The sequence below is a fragment of the Pinisolibacter sp. DMC100 genome, from assembly GCF_056313705.1.
On sequence record NZ_JBQUZT010000001.1, the window covers coordinates 1,857,386 to 1,875,110 of the forward strand.

The 17,725-nt window shown below is 69.1% G+C and carries 15 protein-coding genes; 9 read left to right on the forward strand and 6 right to left on the reverse strand.

Annotated features, from left to right (window positions below; genetic code table 11):
- Positions 1-246 precede the first annotated feature (246 nt).
- The gene (locus ACT541_RS08610) at positions 247-1,068 is read left to right on the forward strand and encodes a class I SAM-dependent methyltransferase (protein ID WP_476135898.1); all 822 of its coding nucleotides are present in this window, start codon (positions 247-249) and stop codon (positions 1,066-1,068) included.
- A 283-nt stretch (positions 1,069-1,351) separates the two neighbouring features.
- A complete protein-coding gene (locus ACT541_RS08615) occupies positions 1,352-3,547 on the forward strand; it encodes a methyl-accepting chemotaxis protein (protein ID WP_476135900.1) in 2,196 nt (731 codons plus the stop codon).
- Between the two features lie 115 nt (positions 3,548-3,662).
- Here ACT541_RS08615 and trhA read toward each other — a convergent pair whose 3' ends face one another.
- Positions 3,663-4,340, reverse strand: a complete 678-nt coding sequence (trhA, locus tag ACT541_RS08620; RefSeq protein ID WP_476135902.1) for a PAQR family membrane homeostasis protein TrhA — start codon at positions 4,338-4,340, stop codon at positions 3,663-3,665.
- Positions 4,341-4,611: 271 nt separating this feature from the next.
- On the opposite strand from trhA, the gene fabD reads away from it, so the two are divergent.
- The 7 genes from fabD (at position 4,612) to gmk (ending at position 11,682) form a co-directional block, all read left to right on the forward strand.
- Positions 4,612-5,574, forward strand: coding sequence for an ACP S-malonyltransferase (gene fabD / locus ACT541_RS08625; protein ID WP_476135904.1), 963 nt, complete (start codon positions 4,612-4,614; stop codon positions 5,572-5,574).
- Between the two features lie 10 nt (positions 5,575-5,584).
- Positions 5,585-6,322 carry a 3-oxoacyl-[acyl-carrier-protein] reductase gene (gene fabG, locus ACT541_RS08630; protein ID WP_476135905.1) on the forward strand — a complete coding sequence of 246 codons (738 nt, stop codon included), beginning with the start codon at positions 5,585-5,587 and terminating at the stop codon, positions 6,320-6,322.
- A 444-nt stretch (positions 6,323-6,766) separates the two neighbouring features.
- Positions 6,767-7,006: an acyl carrier protein gene (locus tag ACT541_RS08635; RefSeq protein WP_476135907.1), complete on the forward strand. Its 240-nt coding sequence runs from the start codon at positions 6,767-6,769 to the stop codon at positions 7,004-7,006.
- Positions 7,007-7,355: 349 nt separating this feature from the next.
- On the forward strand, positions 7,356-8,615 hold the full coding sequence (gene fabF / locus ACT541_RS08640) for a beta-ketoacyl-ACP synthase II (protein WP_476135908.1): 1,260 nt from the start codon (positions 7,356-7,358) through the stop codon (positions 8,613-8,615).
- A 145-nt stretch (positions 8,616-8,760) separates the two neighbouring features.
- Positions 8,761-10,029, forward strand: coding sequence for an endolytic transglycosylase MltG (mltG, locus tag ACT541_RS08645; protein ID WP_476135910.1), 1,269 nt, complete (start codon positions 8,761-8,763; stop codon positions 10,027-10,029).
- 89 nt (positions 10,030-10,118) lie between these two features.
- Positions 10,119-11,006, forward strand: coding sequence for a YicC/YloC family endoribonuclease (locus ACT541_RS08650; protein WP_476135912.1), 888 nt, complete (start codon positions 10,119-10,121; stop codon positions 11,004-11,006).
- A gap of 4 nt (positions 11,007-11,010) precedes the next feature.
- Positions 11,011-11,682: a guanylate kinase gene (gmk, locus tag ACT541_RS08655; protein WP_476135914.1), complete on the forward strand. Its 672-nt coding sequence runs from the start codon at positions 11,011-11,013 to the stop codon at positions 11,680-11,682.
- A gap of 18 nt (positions 11,683-11,700) precedes the next feature.
- On the opposite strand, the gene ACT541_RS08660 is transcribed toward gmk, so the two are convergent.
- The 5 genes from ACT541_RS08660 to ACT541_RS08680 all read right to left on the reverse strand — a co-directional run bounded on the left by ACT541_RS08660 (position 11,701) and on the right by ACT541_RS08680 (position 17,724).
- Positions 11,701-12,168 (reverse strand): VOC family protein, encoded by a 468-nt coding sequence (locus ACT541_RS08660; protein ID WP_476135915.1) that lies wholly within the window; start codon positions 12,166-12,168, stop codon positions 11,701-11,703.
- A 63-nt stretch (positions 12,169-12,231) separates the two neighbouring features.
- The gene (gene rsmA / locus ACT541_RS08665; RefSeq protein ID WP_476135916.1) at positions 12,232-13,083 is read right to left on the reverse strand and encodes a 16S rRNA (adenine(1518)-N(6)/adenine(1519)-N(6))-dimethyltransferase RsmA; all 852 of its coding nucleotides are present in this window, start codon (positions 13,081-13,083) and stop codon (positions 12,232-12,234) included.
- Positions 13,083-14,117, reverse strand: a complete 1,035-nt coding sequence (gene pdxA, locus ACT541_RS08670) for a 4-hydroxythreonine-4-phosphate dehydrogenase PdxA (RefSeq protein WP_476135918.1) — start codon at positions 14,115-14,117, stop codon at positions 13,083-13,085. Before pdxA ends, rsmA begins: the two co-directional genes overlap by 1 nt.
- Positions 14,118-14,124: 7 nt before the next feature.
- Positions 14,125-15,078, reverse strand: coding sequence for a SurA N-terminal domain-containing protein (locus tag ACT541_RS08675; protein ID WP_476135920.1), 954 nt, complete (start codon positions 15,076-15,078; stop codon positions 14,125-14,127).
- A 132-nt stretch (positions 15,079-15,210) separates the two neighbouring features.
- Positions 15,211-17,724, reverse strand: coding sequence for an LPS-assembly protein LptD (locus ACT541_RS08680; protein ID WP_476135921.1), 2,514 nt, complete (start codon positions 17,722-17,724; stop codon positions 15,211-15,213).
- Position 17,725: the final 1 nt, after the last annotated feature.

Here is a 17,725-nt window from a genome sequence, read left to right on the forward strand (position 1 = left end):
CGCGACGATTCTTCGAGGATTTCTCCCGAAAAACGGCACGACCGTCCGTTCAGCCCCCGGCCGAACGTCCGACGGAATGGGTGGGTTCTACGGATTTTTCGGCCGAATGCAAGGGGAAAGGCACCGCCGCGCCGCCGTCGCTCTAGACGATCGCGGCATGTACGCGCGCGAGGCTTCTCGCTACATCGGTTTCGAGGGACGTGGTGGGGCGGCATGCCGTCGTCGCCGACGAGGGGGAGAGACGCCATGAAGCGCAACAGAGCGCGCGGACCGTTCCATCGGCTGCACAAGAGGGTCTGGAACCTCTCGCGCTTCCTGCGCAAGACCCTGTGGTTCATGCTGCGCACGGGCGCACCCTGGCCGCTCGTCGCCCGCAACTTCGTCGACGGCTTCGCCCGCGAGGCGATCGAACGCGAGTATTTCGACGCCAAGGCGGCCTTCGTCGCCAAGACCGAGACGCTCGACTTCTCCGGCCGCTGGTTCGTCGACCACGTGCCGATGTGGCTGTCGGTCGTCCGCGAGACCGGGCTCGATCGCCGCGACCATGTCGAGGCGCTGGAGATCGGCAGCTGGGAGGGCATGTCGAGCCTCTTCCTGCTCGACACCCTGCCGCAGGCGCGCCTGACCTGCGTCGACACCTGGAGCGGCGGCGACGAGCACCACGACGCCGATCACGGCGTCGTCGCCGAAATGTCCCGCGTCGAGGCCCGTTTCGATCGCAACAATGCCCCCCATGCCGGCCGCATCGTCAAGTTCAAGGGCTATTCGCACGACTATTTCGCCGCTCATCGCGACGAGGAACGCTTCGACTTCATCTATGTCGACGGCTCGCACTTCGTCGACGACGTGGTCCACGACGCCTTCGCCGCCTTCGCCGCGCTGAAGGTCGGCGGCGTCATGATCTTCGACGACTATCTCTGGCGCTATTACGGCAACCCGCTCGACAACCCGGCCGCCGCCGTCGCCGCGCTGGTGCGGATCAAGGCCGGCTCGTGCCGGATCCTGCGCGCCTACCAGCAGGTCGTGCTCGTAAAGACGCATGGCGGGCGCTCCGAGCCGCGCGCATGATGCATGACGCTTCGGATAGGCGGCACGGACTCCAAGTTGCCCGTATCATGGATTGTGACGATTACGTCAAATACACCATTTTCGTGCAATTCGAGGTTGTTCTCGATTTGATTCTACGTATGAACCACACGGGGCGTGCGAATTTCTTCGCCGCTCCATTGTCAATTGGTATGGACTATCATCTGAGCCCCGGAATTTCAGTACGTGAAACCATCATGTAAACGATTGGTTAATCGAATGGGGCGGAGGATCCGGCAAGTCAATGAGCAGCGGATTCCTCACCATGAACATTCATTCCATCGGCACGCGCGTCATGGTCCTCTCGACCGTCTGTGTCCTCGCCGCGACCGGCGCGCTGCTCGGCTACGGCATCGTTGCCGGCAATCGCAGCGCCCGCAACGTCGACACCACGGTCGGCGATCTGCTCGACCGGTCCAGCCGCGAGTCGCTCGAGCGCCTCGCCGCCAGCCAGGCCGGCACGATCCGAACCGAGGTCGACAGCGCCTTCGACGCCGCCCGCAACATGGCGCGCGCCCTCGAGACCGTCGCCGCCGACGAGGCCAGCGGCGGCTCCGAGCGCGGCCTGCGCCGCAAGCAGCTCAACACGCTGCTGCTGAAGGTGCTCGAGGACAACCCGCGCTTCAACGGCACCTACAGCGCCTGGATGCCCAACGCGCTCGACGGCAACGACTTCGCCAACGTCGGCGCCAAGAAGGTCGGCTCCGACGACACCGGCCGCGCGCTGCCCTACTGGACGCGCGACGCCGCCGGCAAGATCGCGCTGCAGCCGCTGGTCGAATACGACAGCCGCGACCTCCACCCGAACGGCGTGATGAAGGGCGGCTGGTTCCTGAAGCCGCAGGAGACCGGTCGCGAGAACATCCTGGCGCCGCTGCCCTACATCGTGCAGGGCAAGGCGGTCTATCTCGCCACCATGTCGGTTCCGATCAAGGTCGGCGGCCACTTCGCCGGCGTCGCCGGTGCCGACTTCGACCTCTCCTTCGTCCAGCGTCTGGCCGAGAAGGTCGACGCCTCGATCTACGACGGCAAAGGCATGGTCACGATCGTCAGCTCGACCGGTCTGGTGATCGCCTCCTCGGGGCACCCGGACGCGATCGGCGGCCCGCTCTCGGCGATCGACAAGAACGCCTCGACCGATCTCGCGGCGATCAAGGACGGCAAGGCGCTGATCAAGCACGACGCCGCGTCCGACGCCCTCACCATCTTCGCGCCGATCCCGCTCGGCCGCACCGGCGACACCTGGTCGGTCATGGTCGACGTGCCGCGTGCCGACGTCATGGCCGAGGCCGCGCGTCTGTCGCAGACCCTCTCCGACCAGTCGAACGCCGACCTGCGCAACCAGCTGATGGTCGGTCTCGCCGTCGCCGTCGCCGCGCTGATCGCCATGGCCCTGGTCGGTCGCGGCATCGCCGATCCGATCCGTCGCCTCACCGCGGCGCTCGAGAAGCTCGCCGCCCGTGAGACCATCGACTCGATCGCCGGTTCCGACCGTCGCGACGAGATCGGCGACATCGCCCGCGCCGTCGACCGCATCCGCGTCGGCGTCGAGCAGGAAGCGCTCGAGAAGAACGCCCAGGCCGAGACCGAGCGTCTGCGCCGCGAGGCCGAGCGTCGCGACACGATGGCGCGGCTCGCCGACGAGTTCGAACGCACCATGGGCGAGGTCGTCACCGGCGTCGTCGATGCCTCCGGCCACCTGCGCGATGCCGCCACCACCATGACCGGCGCCACCGCCCGCGTGCAGACCCAGTCCTCGATGGCGGCGACCGCCTCCGGCGCGGCCTCGGTCAACGTCGAGACCGTCGCCTCGGCGGCCGAGGAACTCTCCGCCTCGATCGGCGAGATCAAGCGTCAGGTCGACGAATCGGCCCATGTCGCCTCGATCGCCGCCCGCGACGCCGAAGCCACCGCCGCCAAGGTCCGCGAACTGTCGAACTCGGCGCAGAAGATCGGTCTGGTGGTCGATCTGATCTCCAACATCGCCGGTCAGACCAACCTGCTCGCCCTCAACGCGACCATCGAGGCCGCCCGCGCCGGTGAAGCCGGCAAGGGCTTCGCGGTCGTCGCCGCGGAGGTGAAGCAGCTCGCCGACCAGACCTCGAAGGCCACCTCCGAGATCGCCACCCAGATCGGCGAGATCCAGACCTCGACGCAGGGCTCGGCCGCCGCGATCGTCGAGATCACCGGCACGATCGACAAGATGAACCGCATCGCGGCCACCATCGCCGCCTCGGTCGACCAGCAGGGCGCGGCCACCCGCGAGATCGCCCACAACGTCACCCAGGCGTCGTCGGGCACCCGGCAGGTCACCTCGAACGTCGGCGCGATCGATCGTGCCGCCGGCGAGACCGCCGAGGCCGCCGACGTCGTCATGCACTCGGCCGAAGGCCTGGTGCGCCAGTCCGACACGCTGCGCGAGGTGCTGAACCGCTTCCTCGCGACGGTTCGCGCAGCCTGACGTCGCGACTTCCTCCTCGTCGCGCGACGCCGGGAAACAGAGAAGCCGTCGGAGACCTCCGGCGGCTTCTTCGTTTCTTCGGGGGAGGGGCTTCGTCTCGCGGACGAGGCGTCGCTCACGCGCCGGCCGGGCCGCCCAGCGCCACGGCGATGCCGGCCCAGTGGCAGCCGGCGGCGACGGCGACGAAGCCGTGCCAGATGGCGTTCTGGTACTTCAGCCGTTCCCACTTGTAGAAGACGACGCCGATCGAATAGAGCGCGCCGCCGATCGCCACCAGGATCATCGTCGCCGTCGGCAGCGAGGCGATCAGCGGTCCGAGCGCGATCACCACGACCCAGCCGAGCAGCAGGTAGAGGGCGATCGACAGCCGATCGAGTCGGCCGGGCAGGGCGAGCTTGAGGATGGTGCCGCCGAGCGCGCCGATCCACACGAGCGCGATCAGCGTCCAGGCCCAGAAGCGGTCGTCGAGCCGGACCAGCAGCGCCGTGTAGGTGCCGGCGATCATGACGTAGATCGCGGAATGGTCGAATCGACGCAGCAGCCACTTCAGCGACGACGGCGGCGTCATGTTGTAGGCACACGAAAAGCCGAACATCAGGAAGAAGCCGAGCGCGTAGATGCCCAGCGCGACCGCGTCGCTCGCCGCCCCCGTCGCCACCACCCGCGCGAAGAGCACGGGGAAGGCGACGATGCCGGCGATGATGGCGAGACCGTGCACCACGCCGTCGGCGACCAGTTCGCCCTGGCTGTAGACACGCTTGAACAGACGCGGATGGTTCTCGGGAAGCGACATGCCGACCCCTCGGAAGAATGACGACCAATGCCAGCATACATCATCGGAACCGGCATGAGGATGACGAATACGTATATGACAGGAGACGACGTGAGCGGAGGCCGCCCATGCGATTTTCGTCGGAAAATGCTCGTCGAGGCGGCTTGAGCGGCGGTTCGACTTGACTCTTGCCCCGTCTGAGGGTCTCTCCCGCTCCCGAGGCGGGCCTGTCGCCTCCCGACGGCCGATGTGGCCGCGGACGAAGAAGAACGATCCCACGAGGGCAGCGTCCATGAGCACCGCTTTCACCTTCCCCGGACAGGGCTCCCAGGCCGTCGGCATGGGCAAGGCGCTGGCCGACGCCTATCCGACCGCCGCGCGCGTCTTCGCCGAGGTCGACGACGCGCTCGGCCAGAAGCTCTCGACCCTGATGTGGGAGGGTCCGGAGACCGAGCTGACCCTGACCGAAAACGCCCAGCCGGCGCTGATGGCCGTCTCCCTCGCCGCCCTGCGCGTGCTCGAGGAGAAGGGCGTCTCGGTCGCCCGCGACGCCGCCTTCGTCGCCGGCCACTCGCTCGGCGAATATTCGGCGCTCGCCGCCGCCGGCAGCCTGTCGATCGCCGACACCGCCCGCCTCCTCAAGATCCGCGGCCGCGCCATGCAGGCCGCCGTGCCGGTCGGCCAGGGCGCCATGGCGGCGCTCCTCGGCCTCTCCTTCGCCGACGCCGTGGCGGTCGCCGCGGAAGCGGCCCAGGGCGAGGTCTGTCAGGCCGCCAACGACAACGCCGACGGTCAGGTGGTGGTCTCCGGTTCCAAGGCGGCGATCGAACGCGCCGTCGAGATCGCCAAGGGCCGCGGCGCCAAGCGCGCCATGATGCTGAACGTCTCCGCCCCCTTCCACTGCGCGCTGATGCAGCCCGCCGCCGACGCCATGGCGGAAGCGCTGGCGAAGGTCGCGATCGTCCGCCCGGTGGTCCCGGTCGTGTCGAACGTGCTCGCCGCCGCGATCTCCGATCCGGAAGAGATCCGCCGCCGTCTCGTCGAGCAGGTCACCGGCACGGTGCGCTGGCGCGAGAGCGTGCAGTATCTCGCCGGCCAGGGCGTGACGCGTCTCTTGGAGATCGGCTCGGGCAAGGTCCTGTCCGGTCTGGTCAAGCGCATCGTCGAGGGCGTCGAGGCGGTGCCGGTCGGCACGCCCGACGACGTCGAGAAGATGGTCGCCGCCCTCGTCCGAGGCGGCGAATCCAACGTCTGAGGAGAAGCCCATGTTCGATCTCACCGGCAAGGTCGCCCTCGTCACCGGCGCGACCGGCGGCATCGGTGCCGCCATCGCCAGGGCGCTGCATGCCCGCGGCGCCACCGTGGCCCTCTCCGGCACCCGCGAGGCCGTCCTCGAGGCGCTCAAGGCCGACCTCGGCGAGCGCGCCGAGGTCTTCGTCGCCAATCTCTCCGACCGTGCCTCGGTCGACGGCCTGATCCCGGCGGTCGAAGCCAAGCTCGGCCGGCTCGACGTGCTGGTCAACAACGCCGGCATCACCCGCGACAACCTCTTCATGCGCATGAAGGACGAGGAGTGGGATCAGGTGCTCGAGGTCAACCTCGGCTCGACCTTCCGCCTCGCCCGCGCCGCGGTGAAGGGCATGATGAAGCGCCGCCACGGCCGCATCGTCTCGATCACCTCGGTGGTCGGCGTCACCGGCAACCCGGGCCAGGGCAACTATGCCGCGGCCAAGGCCGGCATGATCGGCATGTCCAAGTCGCTCGCCCAGGAAGTGGCGAGCCGCAACATCACCGTCAACTGCGTCGCGCCGGGCTTCATCGCCACGCCGATGACCGACGCGCTGAACGACAAGCAGAAGGAAGGCATCCTCGGTGCCGTTCCCGCCGGCCGCCTCGGCACGCCGGAGGAAATCGCCGCCGCCGTGGTCTTCCTGGCCAGCGACGAGGCGTCCTACGTGACCGGCCAGACGCTCCACGTCAACGGCGGCATGGCCATGATCTGACAAGGAAAACTCCCGAGCTTTCGGGGTTTTCCGCCGTTTTCCCGATGCGTTCCGGCGACTGGTCAAGGTCGGGAAAGTGTGCTAGCAACCACCCCGGTCCCGCCCTCAGCGGCGGGGCCGTCGGACCTTCGGGACGAGATGCGAGAGCAGCGTTTCGAAGGAACGGCATGACGATCACGAGGGGGAGGGACCCGCAGGGTTCCGATTCTTCGGCCGGGGGGCGAGATCGTCGAACATTCCGTGAGCGGTCGGTCGCCGAAGGGCGTCGCGGACCGAACGGGCAAGGCGCGCGACGGCGGTCGGGGGGAGATCCTTCCTCCTCCGCGGAGAGCGCCCGCGGCAGCGGCGCCAGCCGTGACCGCGTCTTTGGAGTTTCGCATCGGGGCGCCGGCATGAGGTCGGTGTTTTCGGGGTCGGTTTATCCTGTACTGGGAAGAAGAGCACATGAGCGACATCGCTGAACGCGTGAAGAAGATCGTGGTCGAGCACCTCGGCGTCGACGCCGAGAAGGTGACCGAGAACGCGAGCTTCATCGACGACCTCGGCTCCGACTCGCTGGACGTGGTCGAGCTGGTCATGGCGTTCGAGGAAGAATTCGGCGTCGAGATTCCGGACGATGCCGCCGAGACCATCCTGACCGTCGGCGACGCGGTCAAGTTCCTCGAGAAGAACGTTTCGGCCTGATCCCGTCGGGTCCGCTTCCCGCGGACCAAGGCGTTTCTTGACGAGAATCCGCGCGCCGGCCCCCGTGGCCGGCGTGCATGTGTCGGGTGATCCCTGCCGTGGGCGCCCGCCCGATCGCCGAACCGTCGCGGATGCCTCGTGCTTCCTGCGGCGGATCGTCCTTTCGATCGGCTCGCTCGGGCCCACGGGCGCGGACGGCGTCGACCGCGATCGCATCGTCGGGGCTCCCGCCGCCCGCCGAGCGACGTGCGCTTCGACCCTTCCGTCGCGTTCCTCCGATGCTCCTCCCCGGTCCGCCCGCGCGCGGATGCATGTCGACGATCGGCGGGAGAAGAGAAGCGAGGTCGCGATGCGTCGAGTGGTCGTCACGGGTCTGGGCATGGTCACGCCGCTGGGCTGCGGTGTCGAGGAGACCTGGTCGAACATCCTCGCCGGCAAGAGCGGCGCGGTTCGCATCACCGATTTCGAGGTCGACGATCTGCCCTGCAAGATCGCGGCGCGCATCCCGCGCGGCGACGGCACGAACGGCACCTACAATCCCGACCTCTTCATGGATCCCAAGGAGCAGCGGAAGGTCGACGAGTTCATCGTCTTCGCCATGACCGCCGCCAAGCAGGCTCTCGCCGACGCCGACTGGCATCCCGAGAGCCGTGAGGACCAGCTCGCCACCGGCGTGCTGATCGGTTCCGGCATCGGCGGTCTCGGCGGCATCTACGAGGCCTCGCTGACCCTCAAGGAACGCGGTCCCCGCCGCATTTCGCCCTTCTTCATTCCCGGCCGCCTGATCAATCTGGCCGGCGGCTACGTGTCGATCGAGCACGGGCTCAAGGGCCCGAACCACGCCGTCGTCACCGCCTGCTCGACCGGCACCCACGCCATCGGCGATGCCGCGCGTCTGATCGCGCTGGGCGATGCCGACGTGATGGTCGCCGGCGGCGCCGAATCGGCGGTCAACCGCCTGTCGATCGCCGGTTTCTGCGCCACCCGCGCGCTGGTCACCTCCTACAACGACGAGCCCACCCGCGCCTCGCGTCCCTACGACAAGGACCGCGACGGCTTCCTGATGGGTGAGGGCGCCGGCATCGTCGTGCTCGAGGAGTACGAGCACGCCAAGGCGCGCGGCGCCAAGATCTACGCCGAGGTCATCGGCTACGGCCTGTCGGGCGACGCCCACCACATCACCGCCCCGTCCGAGGACGGCGACGGCGCCTATCGCTGCATGGAAGCGGCCATCAGGCGGGCCGGCATCGCGGTCTCCGAGATCGACTACATCAACGCCCACGGCACCTCGACCATGGCCGACGGCATCGAGCTCGGCGCCGTCGAGCGCATCCTCGGCGACCATGCCGAGAAGGCGGCGATGTCCTCGACCAAGTCGATGACCGGCCACCTGCTCGGCGCCGCCGGCGCGATCGAGGCGATCTTCTCGATCCTGGCGATCCGCGATCAGATCTGCCCGCCGACCATCAACCTCGACAATCCCTCGGTCGAGACGAAGCTCGACCTCGTGCCGCACGTGCCGAAGAAGAAGAAGATCGACGTGGTCCTCTCCAATTCCTTCGGCTTCGGCGGCACCAACGCCACCGTGATCTTCCGCAAACCGGAATGAGCCGGCGAGGGGGCACGCCCCCTCGGACGAGCCTGCGGCGGGGTCCGCCCCGCCGTCCCGCCCGCGGAACGTGGTTTTGCCATGTTCCTCCCGTTGTGTCGTCGCCGACCACGGGTCGATTCGGCCATTCGCGCCGCGAGGTGTCATGACGTCTGACAACAACGAGTCGAACGGCGCCGGGGGCGTTCCTCTGCCGAATTCGACCGAAGTTCCCGCTTCCACCGCCGAGACGGCCGCCACGCCGGCGCCGGCTCCGACTCCTGCGCCCGCCGCCGCTCCGGCGGCGCCGGAGGCCGCGCCCGCAGAGCCCGCCCGCACGGTGCCCAAGAGCCCGCGCGCCGCGATCGAGCCGACCGAGGTGCCGCCGCCGCCCAAGCGCTCCAAGAGGGCGCGTTCCTCGACCGTGAACTTCCTCAACGGCATCTTCACGGTGCTGACGGTGATCGTTCTCGGCCTCGGCGGCTTCGCCTGGCTGGCGCGCCAGCGTTTCGACGCCAAGGGCCCGCTGACCGCCCCGGCCGTGGTGCTGATCCCCAACGCCGCCTCGACCGGCGTGATCGCCGACATCCTGGAGAAGAAGGGCGTCATCTCCGACGCGACCACCTTCTCGCTCGCCGCCAAGCTCGGCGCCACCACCGACAAGCTCAAGGCCGGCGAATACGAGTTCGCCCCCGGTGCCTCGATGCGCGAGGTGATGGAGGACATCGCCGAAGGCCGCACCGTCCAGCATCGCCTGACCTTCCCGGAAGGCTGGTCGAGCGAACAGATCGTCGCCCGTCTCAACGACACGGCCACGATCTCGGGCAAGAAGATCACGGTGATCCCGGACGAGGGCTCGCTGCTGCCCGACACCTATTCGTTCTCGATCGGCTCGACCACGCGCGAGCAGATCATCGAGCAGATGAAGAAGGCGATGGAGCGCCGCGTCGCCGACGTCTGGGCGCATCGTTCGCCGAACCTGCCGCTCGCCACCCCGCGCGATCTGGTGATCCTCGCCTCGATCGTCGAGAAGGAGACCGGCAAGGCCGACGAGCGTCCGCGCGTCGCCGCCGTCTTCATCAACCGGCTGAAGCGCGGCATGCGGCTCGAGACCGACCCGACCGTGCTCTACGGCCTCTACGGCGGCAAGGCCTGGCTCGAGGGGCGGACGATCACCCGCGCCGACCTCGCCTCGCCGAACCCCTACAACACCTATCGCATCGCCGGTCTGCCGCCGGGCCCGATCTCCAATCCGGGCCGCGCGGCGCTGGAGGCGGTCGCCAATCCCTCGCGCACCGACGAGATCTTCTTCGTCGCCGACGGCACCGGCGGTCACATCTTCGCCACGACGCTCGAGGAGCACAACCGCAACGTCGCGCGCTGGCGCCAGATCGAGCAGAACCGCAAGGCGACCGAGGGCTCGGGCGCCAACTGACCGGCCGAACCGCGGCCGGCCGCATCGTCGAACATCAGACGGGGGCGCCGGTCCGGCGACCCCCGCCGTGCATCGGGGGGTCGTGATCGATGGCGCTCTATTCCATGACGGGCTTCGCCCGCCGCGACGGCTCGGTCGCCGGCCAGCGCTGGAGCTGGGAACTGCGATCGGTCAACGGCAAGGGCCTCGACGTCCGTCTGCGCCTGCCGCCCGGCCTCGACCGGCTGGAGATCGCCGCCCGCAAGCGCCTGACCGACCGCCTGACCCGCGGCAACGTCCAGGCGACGCTGACGCTCGCCCGTGAGACCGCGGCGACGACGCTGCGCATCAACGAGGAGGTGCTCGCCGCCGTCCTCGCCGCGATGAACCGCATCGCCGACAAGATCGACGCCACCGCCCCCACCCTCGACGGCATCCTCGCGATCAAGGGCGTGCTCGAGACCTCCGAGACCGAAGAGGACGAGGAGACCCGCGCGGCCCTCGACGCGGCGCTGCTGGCCGGCCTCGACGACGCCGTCGCCGACCTTCTCGCCGCGCGCGCCGGCGAGGGCGAGGCGATCGGCCGCGTGCTCTTCGGCCAGATCGACGAGATCGAGCGCCTGACGCTCGCCGCCGAGACCCACCCCGCCCGCACCGTCGAGGCGATCCGCGCCCGGCTCGCCGCCCAGGTCGCCGAGCTGATGGACGCGGTCCCGGCGCTCGACCCGCAGCGGTTGGCGCAGGAGGCGGTGATGATCGCCACCCGCGCCGACATCCGCGAGGAACTCGACCGGCTGAAGACCCATGTCTCCGAAGCGCGCAAGATGCTCGCGGGCGGCGGCGCCATCGGCCGCCGTCTCGACTTCCTGACCCAGGAATTCAACCGCGAATCCAACACGCTCTGCTCCAAGGCCAACGACCGCGAGCTGACCGCCATCGGTCTCGACCTCAAGGCCGTGGTCGACCAGCTGCGCGAGCAGATCCAGAACATCGAGTGACCGCATGATCGCCGCCCCCAAGCCCGCCTCGTCGATGCCCGGCACCCCCACCACCGGCCGCCGCGGCCTCGGCCTCGTGCTGGCCTCGCCCTCGGGCGCCGGCAAGTCGACGCTGTCGCGCCTGCTGATCGAGCAGGAGCGCGAGATCTCGCTTTCCGTTTCGGTCACGACGCGCGAGCGCCGCCCCTCCGAGATCGACGGGGTGCACTATCACTTCATCGCGAAGAACCGTTTTCAGAACCTGCGCGAGCACGGCGAACTGCTGGAATGGGCCGAGGTCCACGGCAATTTCTACGGCACGCCGCGCGAGGCGGTAGAACAGGCCTTCGCCGACGGCCGCGACGTCCTCTTCGACATCGACTGGCAGGGCACCGTCCAGGTCAAGGAGAAGCTGCCCGACGACGTCGTGGCGATCTTCATCCTGCCGCCGTCGATGAAGGAGCTCGCCGCCCGTCTCCACCGCCGCGCCGAGGATTCGGAGGCGGTGATCGCCAAGCGGCTGGAGAACGCCAAGGTCGAGATCGCCGAATGGCGCCGTTTCGACTACGTCATCGTCAACGACGACCTGTCGCGCGCCTACGACGACATCCGCGCCATCCTGCGCACCGAACGCCTCAAGCGCTTCCGCCAGACCGGCCTCGACCGCTTCGTCGACGGGTTGCTGACGGAGGGGTGAGGGCAGGGCCTTCCGCCGTCAGGGTAGGCCGGCGTGTGCCGCTTCCAGCGCCGCCACGTCGAGCTTCCGCATGCCCATCATCGCGGCGCGCACGCGTCCGGCCGCCTCCCGGTCGGGCGAAGCGAGCAGCCGCGGCAGAGCTTCCGGCACGATCTGCCACGAGACGCCCCAGCGATCGGTCAGCCAGCCGCAGCGGCTCTCCGCGCCGCCGTCGGCGACGAGCGCCGCCCACAGCCGGTCGGTCTCGGTCTGATCGGGCGTGGTGACCGAGATCGAGACGGCCGGCGTCTGCCGAAAGGTCGGCCCGCCGTTGAGGATCATGTAGGGCACGCCGACGAGCGTGAAGAGCACGACCATCGGTTCGTCCGTGCCGTTCCACGCCGTCTCGAGGCGACTGTCGGGCAACAGAGATACCCAAAGGCGTGCCGCCGCCAGGCCGTCCTTCTCGAACCACAGACAGGTTCGAACGTCGAATCGGGAATCCATGGGCCGGTCTCCGTCGCGACCGCCGACGCCGCCCGTGAGGCGGCGTTTCCACGCGAGGCGACTCTACCGCGCCTTCAGCGCATTCGCCAACGCCACGAAGCCCGCGACGTCGATCTCTTCCGCCCGGCGCGTCGCCTCGATGCCGGCGGCCTCGAGCAGCGCGGCCGCGTTGCCGAGGCTCTTCAGCGACTGGCGCAGCATCTTGCGGCGCTGGCCGAAGGCGGCGGCGACCACCCGTTCCAGCACGTCGGGATCGACCGCCAGCGGCTCGGCGCGCGGGATCAGCCGCACCACCGACGACGTCACCTTGGGCGGCGGCGTGAAGGCCGACGGGGCGAGATCGAACAGGATGCGCGCCTCCGTCCGCCAGCCGGCGAGCACGCCGAGGCGGCCGTAGTGGTCGTCGTCGGGCGTCGCGACGATCCGCTCGGCGACCTCGCGCTGGAACATCAGTGTGGCGGAAGCCCACCACGCCGGCCAGGGCTCGGCACGCAGCCAACCGACCAGCAGCGGCGTCGCCACGTTGTAGGGCAGGTTGGCGACGAGGCGGGCGGGGCGGCCGAAGCCGTGCTCGGCGACCAGCGCCGGCATGTCCTGCTCCAGCGCGTCGCCCTCGATCACGTGCAGCCGGCCGGGATAGCGCTCGGCGATCTGGGCGAGCGCGGCGATGCAGCGCCGATCGCGCTCGATCGCCACCACCTTGCCGGCGCCCTCGGCGAGCAGTGCCCGCGTGAGACCTCCGGGACCGGGGCCGACCTCGACGATCAGCGTGTCCTCGAGCGGCCCGCCGGCGCGCGCGATGCGGGCGGTGAGGTTGAGGTCGAGCAGGAAGTTCTGGCCGAGCGACTTCAACGCCGAGAGCTGATGCTCGGCGATGACGTCGCGCAGCGGCGGCAGGTCGTCGATCTGGGCCATCACGCTTCGCTCATGGCGGCGGCCATCCGCAGCGCCGCCTCGAGACTGTCGGGCAGCGCCACGCCCTTGCCGGCGATGTCGAGCGCCGTGCCGTGATCGGGCGAGGTGCGCACGAAGGGCAGGCCGAGGGTGACGTTGACCGTCTCGTCGAAGGCGAGCGTCTTCACCGGGATCAGCGCCTGATCGTGATAGGCGCAGAGCGCCGCGTCCCAGGTCGCACGCGCCCGGGCGTGGAACAGCGTGTCGGCCGGCAGCGGCCCGCGCGCGTCGATGCCTTCGGCCCTGAGCCGCGCGACGGCCGGGGCGATCACCTCGATGTCCTCGCGCCCCATCGCGCCGTTCTCGCCGGCATGCGGGTTGAGGCCGGCGACGGCGAGGCGCGGCCGGGCGATGCCGAAGCGGGTCGCGAGGTCGTGGGCGACGATGCGGCCGGTCGCGACGATCGTGTCGGCGTCGAGCTCGGCGGCGGCGCGCGCCAGCGAGACGTGGACGGTCACCGGCACGGTGCGCATCTCCGGCCCCGCCAGCATCATCACCGGCCGCCACGCGACCCCGTCGGGCGGCGGCGCCAGCGTCGCGGCGAGGGCGCCGAGGAACTCGGTGTGGCCGGGGTGCGAGAAGCCGATCGCATAGAGCGCGTGCTTGTTGAGCGGATTGGTGACGATCGCCGAAGCGCGGCCGGCGCCGACCAGTTCCACCGCCTTCTCGATCGCCGCGACCACCAGCGGCGCGTCGCGCACGTCGAGCACACCCGGCACGCCGGGCACGTCTTGGCCGAGGTCGAGCACCGGCAGGGCGCGGTCGAAGACCTCCACCGCTTCTTCCGGCGCGACCACCTCGATCGGCACGTCGAGGCCGAGGAGGTCGGCGCGGCGGCGGAAGAGATCGGCCGTGCCGATCGCCAGGAAGGCCGGCAGGCGGGAGGTGTGGCGACGGGTCCAGGCCAGCACCGTCAGGTCCGGGCCGATGCCCGCCGGTTCACCGCAGGTCAGCGCGAGGGGAGGGCGTCGACCGCCCGCGGGACGCTCGGCCAAGACAGCCTCACTTGCGATAGTCGATGATGGCGATGCGGCGCAGATCGTTGACGTAACGACGGGCGAAGACCTCGCCCTCCTTGGCGCGCAGTTCGTCCTCGACCTGGTTGCGGATCTGGAAGTCGCCCGAGAGATCGCGCTTCTCGCAGACCGCCACCATCTCGATGCCGACCGGCGAGCGCTGCGGCTTCGACAGGTGGCCGACGGCGACGTCGGAGATGAGGCCGCGGAACTGTTCGGGAAGCTCTTCGGCGGTGCGCTTGCCGAGGTTCTTGACCAGCGCCTCCGGCACGCCCTTCACCGCGTCGACCAGACCGTCGCAGGAGGTGACGCGGGCGCGCAGCGCCTCCGCTTCCTTCATGCGACCGCCGTCGTTGCCGCCCTTGGTGATCAGCAGCGCGACCTGCTTCAGCGTGTACTCGGTGGTCTTGCCGTCGTTCTTGCCGGCATTCTCCTTGGAGGTGCCTTCCTTCTTGGCGAGCGCGTCGACGACCTGGGAATCGGAGATCTGGACGGTGCGGTTGAAGCGGCCGACGACCAGCTGCTGCCAGATGATCTGGACGCGCAGGCGATCCTTGAGGTTCTTCGGGCTGATGCCGCGCTGGCCGAGGCCCTGGGCGAGCTGCGCCGGGGTGATCTTCAGACGCGAGGCGATCGAGGCGAAGGCGGCCTCGACCTGCGCGTCGGAGACCGCGACGCCGACGCGCTTGGCTTCCTGGAGCTTCAGCTTGTCGTCGATCAGCTCCTCCATCGCCATGCGCTCGACCGAGGCGGCGGAGGTGCGCGCGGTCAGCTGCATCAGGCGGGCGCGTTCCGAGATCTCGTTGGAGGTGATCGGCTCGTTGTTGACGACGACGCGGATCTGCGACGCCGCCCGCGCAGGGACGGTCGCGGCGATCAGTCCGCCGGCCAGGGCGGCGACAACGGCGGCGACGACGAACGGACGGCGGGCTCTCGACATCGAAATGCTTCCTCGGGGCGATACGCGACACAACCGCCGGCGGCCGATGGCCGACGGCGATGCGAAGTCTGCGGGTCCGACCGTCTTCCTGCAAGGCGGAAATGGCGGATGTGTGGTCGATCCGCCGTTCGGTCAGTTGGACGAGGCGAGGCTGTTCGACAGACTGCCGTCGCCCAGCGTCCTCAGGCCGAAGCGGAGGAAGATCGTCTGGTCGTGGATCTGCTTGAGCAGGCCGGAATCGACCGACCAATAGGTCGATTCCGAATAGGCCAGCGAGATCGAGAAGCTGTCGTTGTCGTAGCCGATGCCGCCGTTGGCGCCCGCCATGGCCCGGTCGACCAGATCGTAGCGCACGCCGCCGAACAGGCGCCAGGTCGGCGACAGGCGCAGGTTGCCCGCGGTCTGGATCTCCGAGCGGTCGGCCTTGAGCGAGTTGCGAATGGCGACCGGCGTGGTGCCGTAGGCACCGGAGGCGGCATAGGCGTCGAGCAGATCGAAGATCTGCCGCGGCGTCCGCTTGTAGGCCCAGGTGACCGAGGCCGACAGCGGGCCGGAGGCACCGGATGCCTGGATGTCGGAGCGCTGCAGGGCGAGGCTGCGGGCATCGAGACGCGCCTGCGCGCCGACCCGGAAGCCCATCGAGCTGTCGAGTGCGAGGCCGCCGACCCAGTCGGAGACGTTGGTCTCGAGGCCCGAGCCGAAGGCGGTCAGCGGCACCGCGCGACCCGCCGCCGCTTCCGACAGCAACTGGTCGTAGCCCGGATAGGCGAAGGAGTTGGTGCCCGACAGCAGGTAGGAGCGGCCGAACAGTGCCGACATCGAACCGCCGGCCGGACCGTGGAACGAATAACGGCCGCCGACGTTGAGGCGGGTGCCGCCCTCGGCGCGATCCCAGCCGGAGAACTTGTCGGCGCGGAACAGCGTGGTGTCGTCGAAGACGACGCTCTGCGCGTCCTCGTTGGGCAGGCGCGCCGACCACTGCTCGTTCGGCCGCAGCACCAGCTGCGCCATCGGCGCGAAGGTGTGGGCGCCGATCGTCGTGCCCATCACGAAGGGATAGGCATAGTCGAAGGCGACGGTCGGCGTGACGCGGCCGAGCGTGCCGTCGGTGACGAAGCCGACCCGCTGCTCGTCGTTCGAATGGTTGTAGAAGACGTCGCCGCGCAGATTGACCGACGGCGTGAACACCTGACCGAACGGATCGATGAACTGGCGTCGCCACGCCACGATGCCCGAAACGCGCGAGAAGGTGCCGGCGATGCCGTAGACCCGCCCGGCGGTGTCGATGTCGGTCTTCGACCGCGACAGGCTGGTGAGGTTGGCCTTGAGCGAGAGCTCGCCGCCGAGCACCGAATTGTCGGCCACCTTGTCCCAGTCGACCACCGGATGGACGACCGGCTGCTTGTCCTGCAGCTGGGTGCCGGCGCCGAACAGCATGTTGTTGCCGGCCGAATCGAGCGGGTTGTCGTCGTTCAGCACGGTGAAGCGATAGGCCCGCGCCTCGAACCACGACTTCATCCCCTCGCCGCGCAGGAACACCGTCGAGATCGAACGGTCCTGGGCGCTGGTGGTCAGGTGATACTGGTCGAGGAAGCGACGGTCGGAGACCGCGGTGACGTCCCAGCCCCAGCTCCACTTGTCGGAGAGCGAGAAGGTGCCGGTGGTGTTGAAGGCGCCGCGCTCGCGACGATCGCCCGACGTGGCGACGAAGGCCTCCGGATGCATCTGCGAGATGCCCCAGCCGCGTGCGGTGATCAGGCCGGAATCGATGCGGTGACGCATCTCGACGTCGGCGAGCACACCCTGCCGCGACAGCGCGACCGGCGAGAAGGTGGCGTCCCAATCCGCCGTGGGCGCCCAGTAGAAGGGCACCTGCACACCGAGACCGAGGGAATTGGAATTGATCACGCGCGGCAGCAGGAAGCCGGTCTTGCGCCGCTCGGACGGATCGGGATGCATGAAGAAGGGCACCCACGCGATCGGCGTGCCGAGGAGCTCGAGCTTGGCGTCCTCGTAGTAGATCGTCTTTTCCTGCTGATCGTGGATGATCTTGGCCGCCTTGATCTGCCAGAACGGCGGCTTGTCGGGCTCGTTCACGCAGGTCTGGCAGGCCGAATAGACGCCCTTCTCGAAGACCGTCTTGTTGCCCTCGGAACGCTTGGCGCTCTCGGCGGCGAAGCGCGAGCGGTCGATCGTGTCGATGCGCAGCGATTCGACGAAACCGTCGGAGAAACCCTCCGTCACGTCGATCTTCGGCGACGTCATGACGTTGCCGTCCTTGTCGACGATGCGGGCGTCACCCTCGGCGACGACGCGCTGCGACGAGCGGACATAGACGACGCGGCGGGCCGTCAGCACGTTGCCGCGGTAGTAGATCGCCACCGATCCGATCGCCGTCACCGTGTCGGCCTTGTCGTCGTAGACGACCTGATCGGCCTCGAGCACCATGCGATCGCCCGGCGGCAGGCTCGGCGCGGAGACCTTGGGCGCCACGTTCAGCGATCCGCCCGTCCCCTTGGACGAGGCGGCGGTCGCCGGATGGGCGAGAAGAAGCGCGAGAAGAAGCGTCGAGACGCCCGCCGCGAGGCGGGCCGACCGGCGGGCGACGATCGACACGGTTCTACCGTCGGGGACGGTGCGGGTCATG

Coding starts and splice junctions, on each gene's coding strand:
- ACT541_RS08610 (WP_476135898.1), top strand. CDS start 247: ATGAAGCGCAACAGAGCGCGCGGACCGTTCCATCGGCTGCACAAGAGG.
- ACT541_RS08615 (WP_476135900.1), top strand. CDS start 1,352: ATGAACATTCATTCCATCGGCACGCGCGTCATGGTCCTCTCGACCGTC.
- trhA (WP_476135902.1), bottom strand. CDS start 4,340: ATGTCGCTTCCCGAGAACCATCCGCGTCTGTTCAAGCGTGTCTACAGC.
- fabD (WP_476135904.1), top strand. CDS start 4,612: ATGAGCACCGCTTTCACCTTCCCCGGACAGGGCTCCCAGGCCGTCGGC.
- fabG (WP_476135905.1), top strand. CDS start 5,585: ATGTTCGATCTCACCGGCAAGGTCGCCCTCGTCACCGGCGCGACCGGC.
- ACT541_RS08635 (WP_476135907.1), top strand. CDS start 6,767: ATGAGCGACATCGCTGAACGCGTGAAGAAGATCGTGGTCGAGCACCTC.
- fabF (WP_476135908.1), top strand. CDS start 7,356: ATGCGTCGAGTGGTCGTCACGGGTCTGGGCATGGTCACGCCGCTGGGC.
- mltG (WP_476135910.1), top strand. CDS start 8,761: ATGACGTCTGACAACAACGAGTCGAACGGCGCCGGGGGCGTTCCTCTG.
- ACT541_RS08650 (WP_476135912.1), top strand. CDS start 10,119: ATGGCGCTCTATTCCATGACGGGCTTCGCCCGCCGCGACGGCTCGGTC.
- gmk (WP_476135914.1), top strand. CDS start 11,011: ATGATCGCCGCCCCCAAGCCCGCCTCGTCGATGCCCGGCACCCCCACC.
- ACT541_RS08660 (WP_476135915.1), bottom strand. CDS start 12,168: ATGGATTCCCGATTCGACGTTCGAACCTGTCTGTGGTTCGAGAAGGAC.
- rsmA (WP_476135916.1), bottom strand. CDS start 13,083: ATGGCCCAGATCGACGACCTGCCGCCGCTGCGCGACGTCATCGCCGAG.
- ACT541_RS08675 (WP_476135920.1), bottom strand. CDS start 15,078: ATGTCGAGAGCCCGCCGTCCGTTCGTCGTCGCCGCCGTTGTCGCCGCC.
- ACT541_RS08680 (WP_476135921.1), bottom strand. CDS start 17,724: ATGACCCGCACCGTCCCCGACGGTAGAACCGTGTCGATCGTCGCCCGC.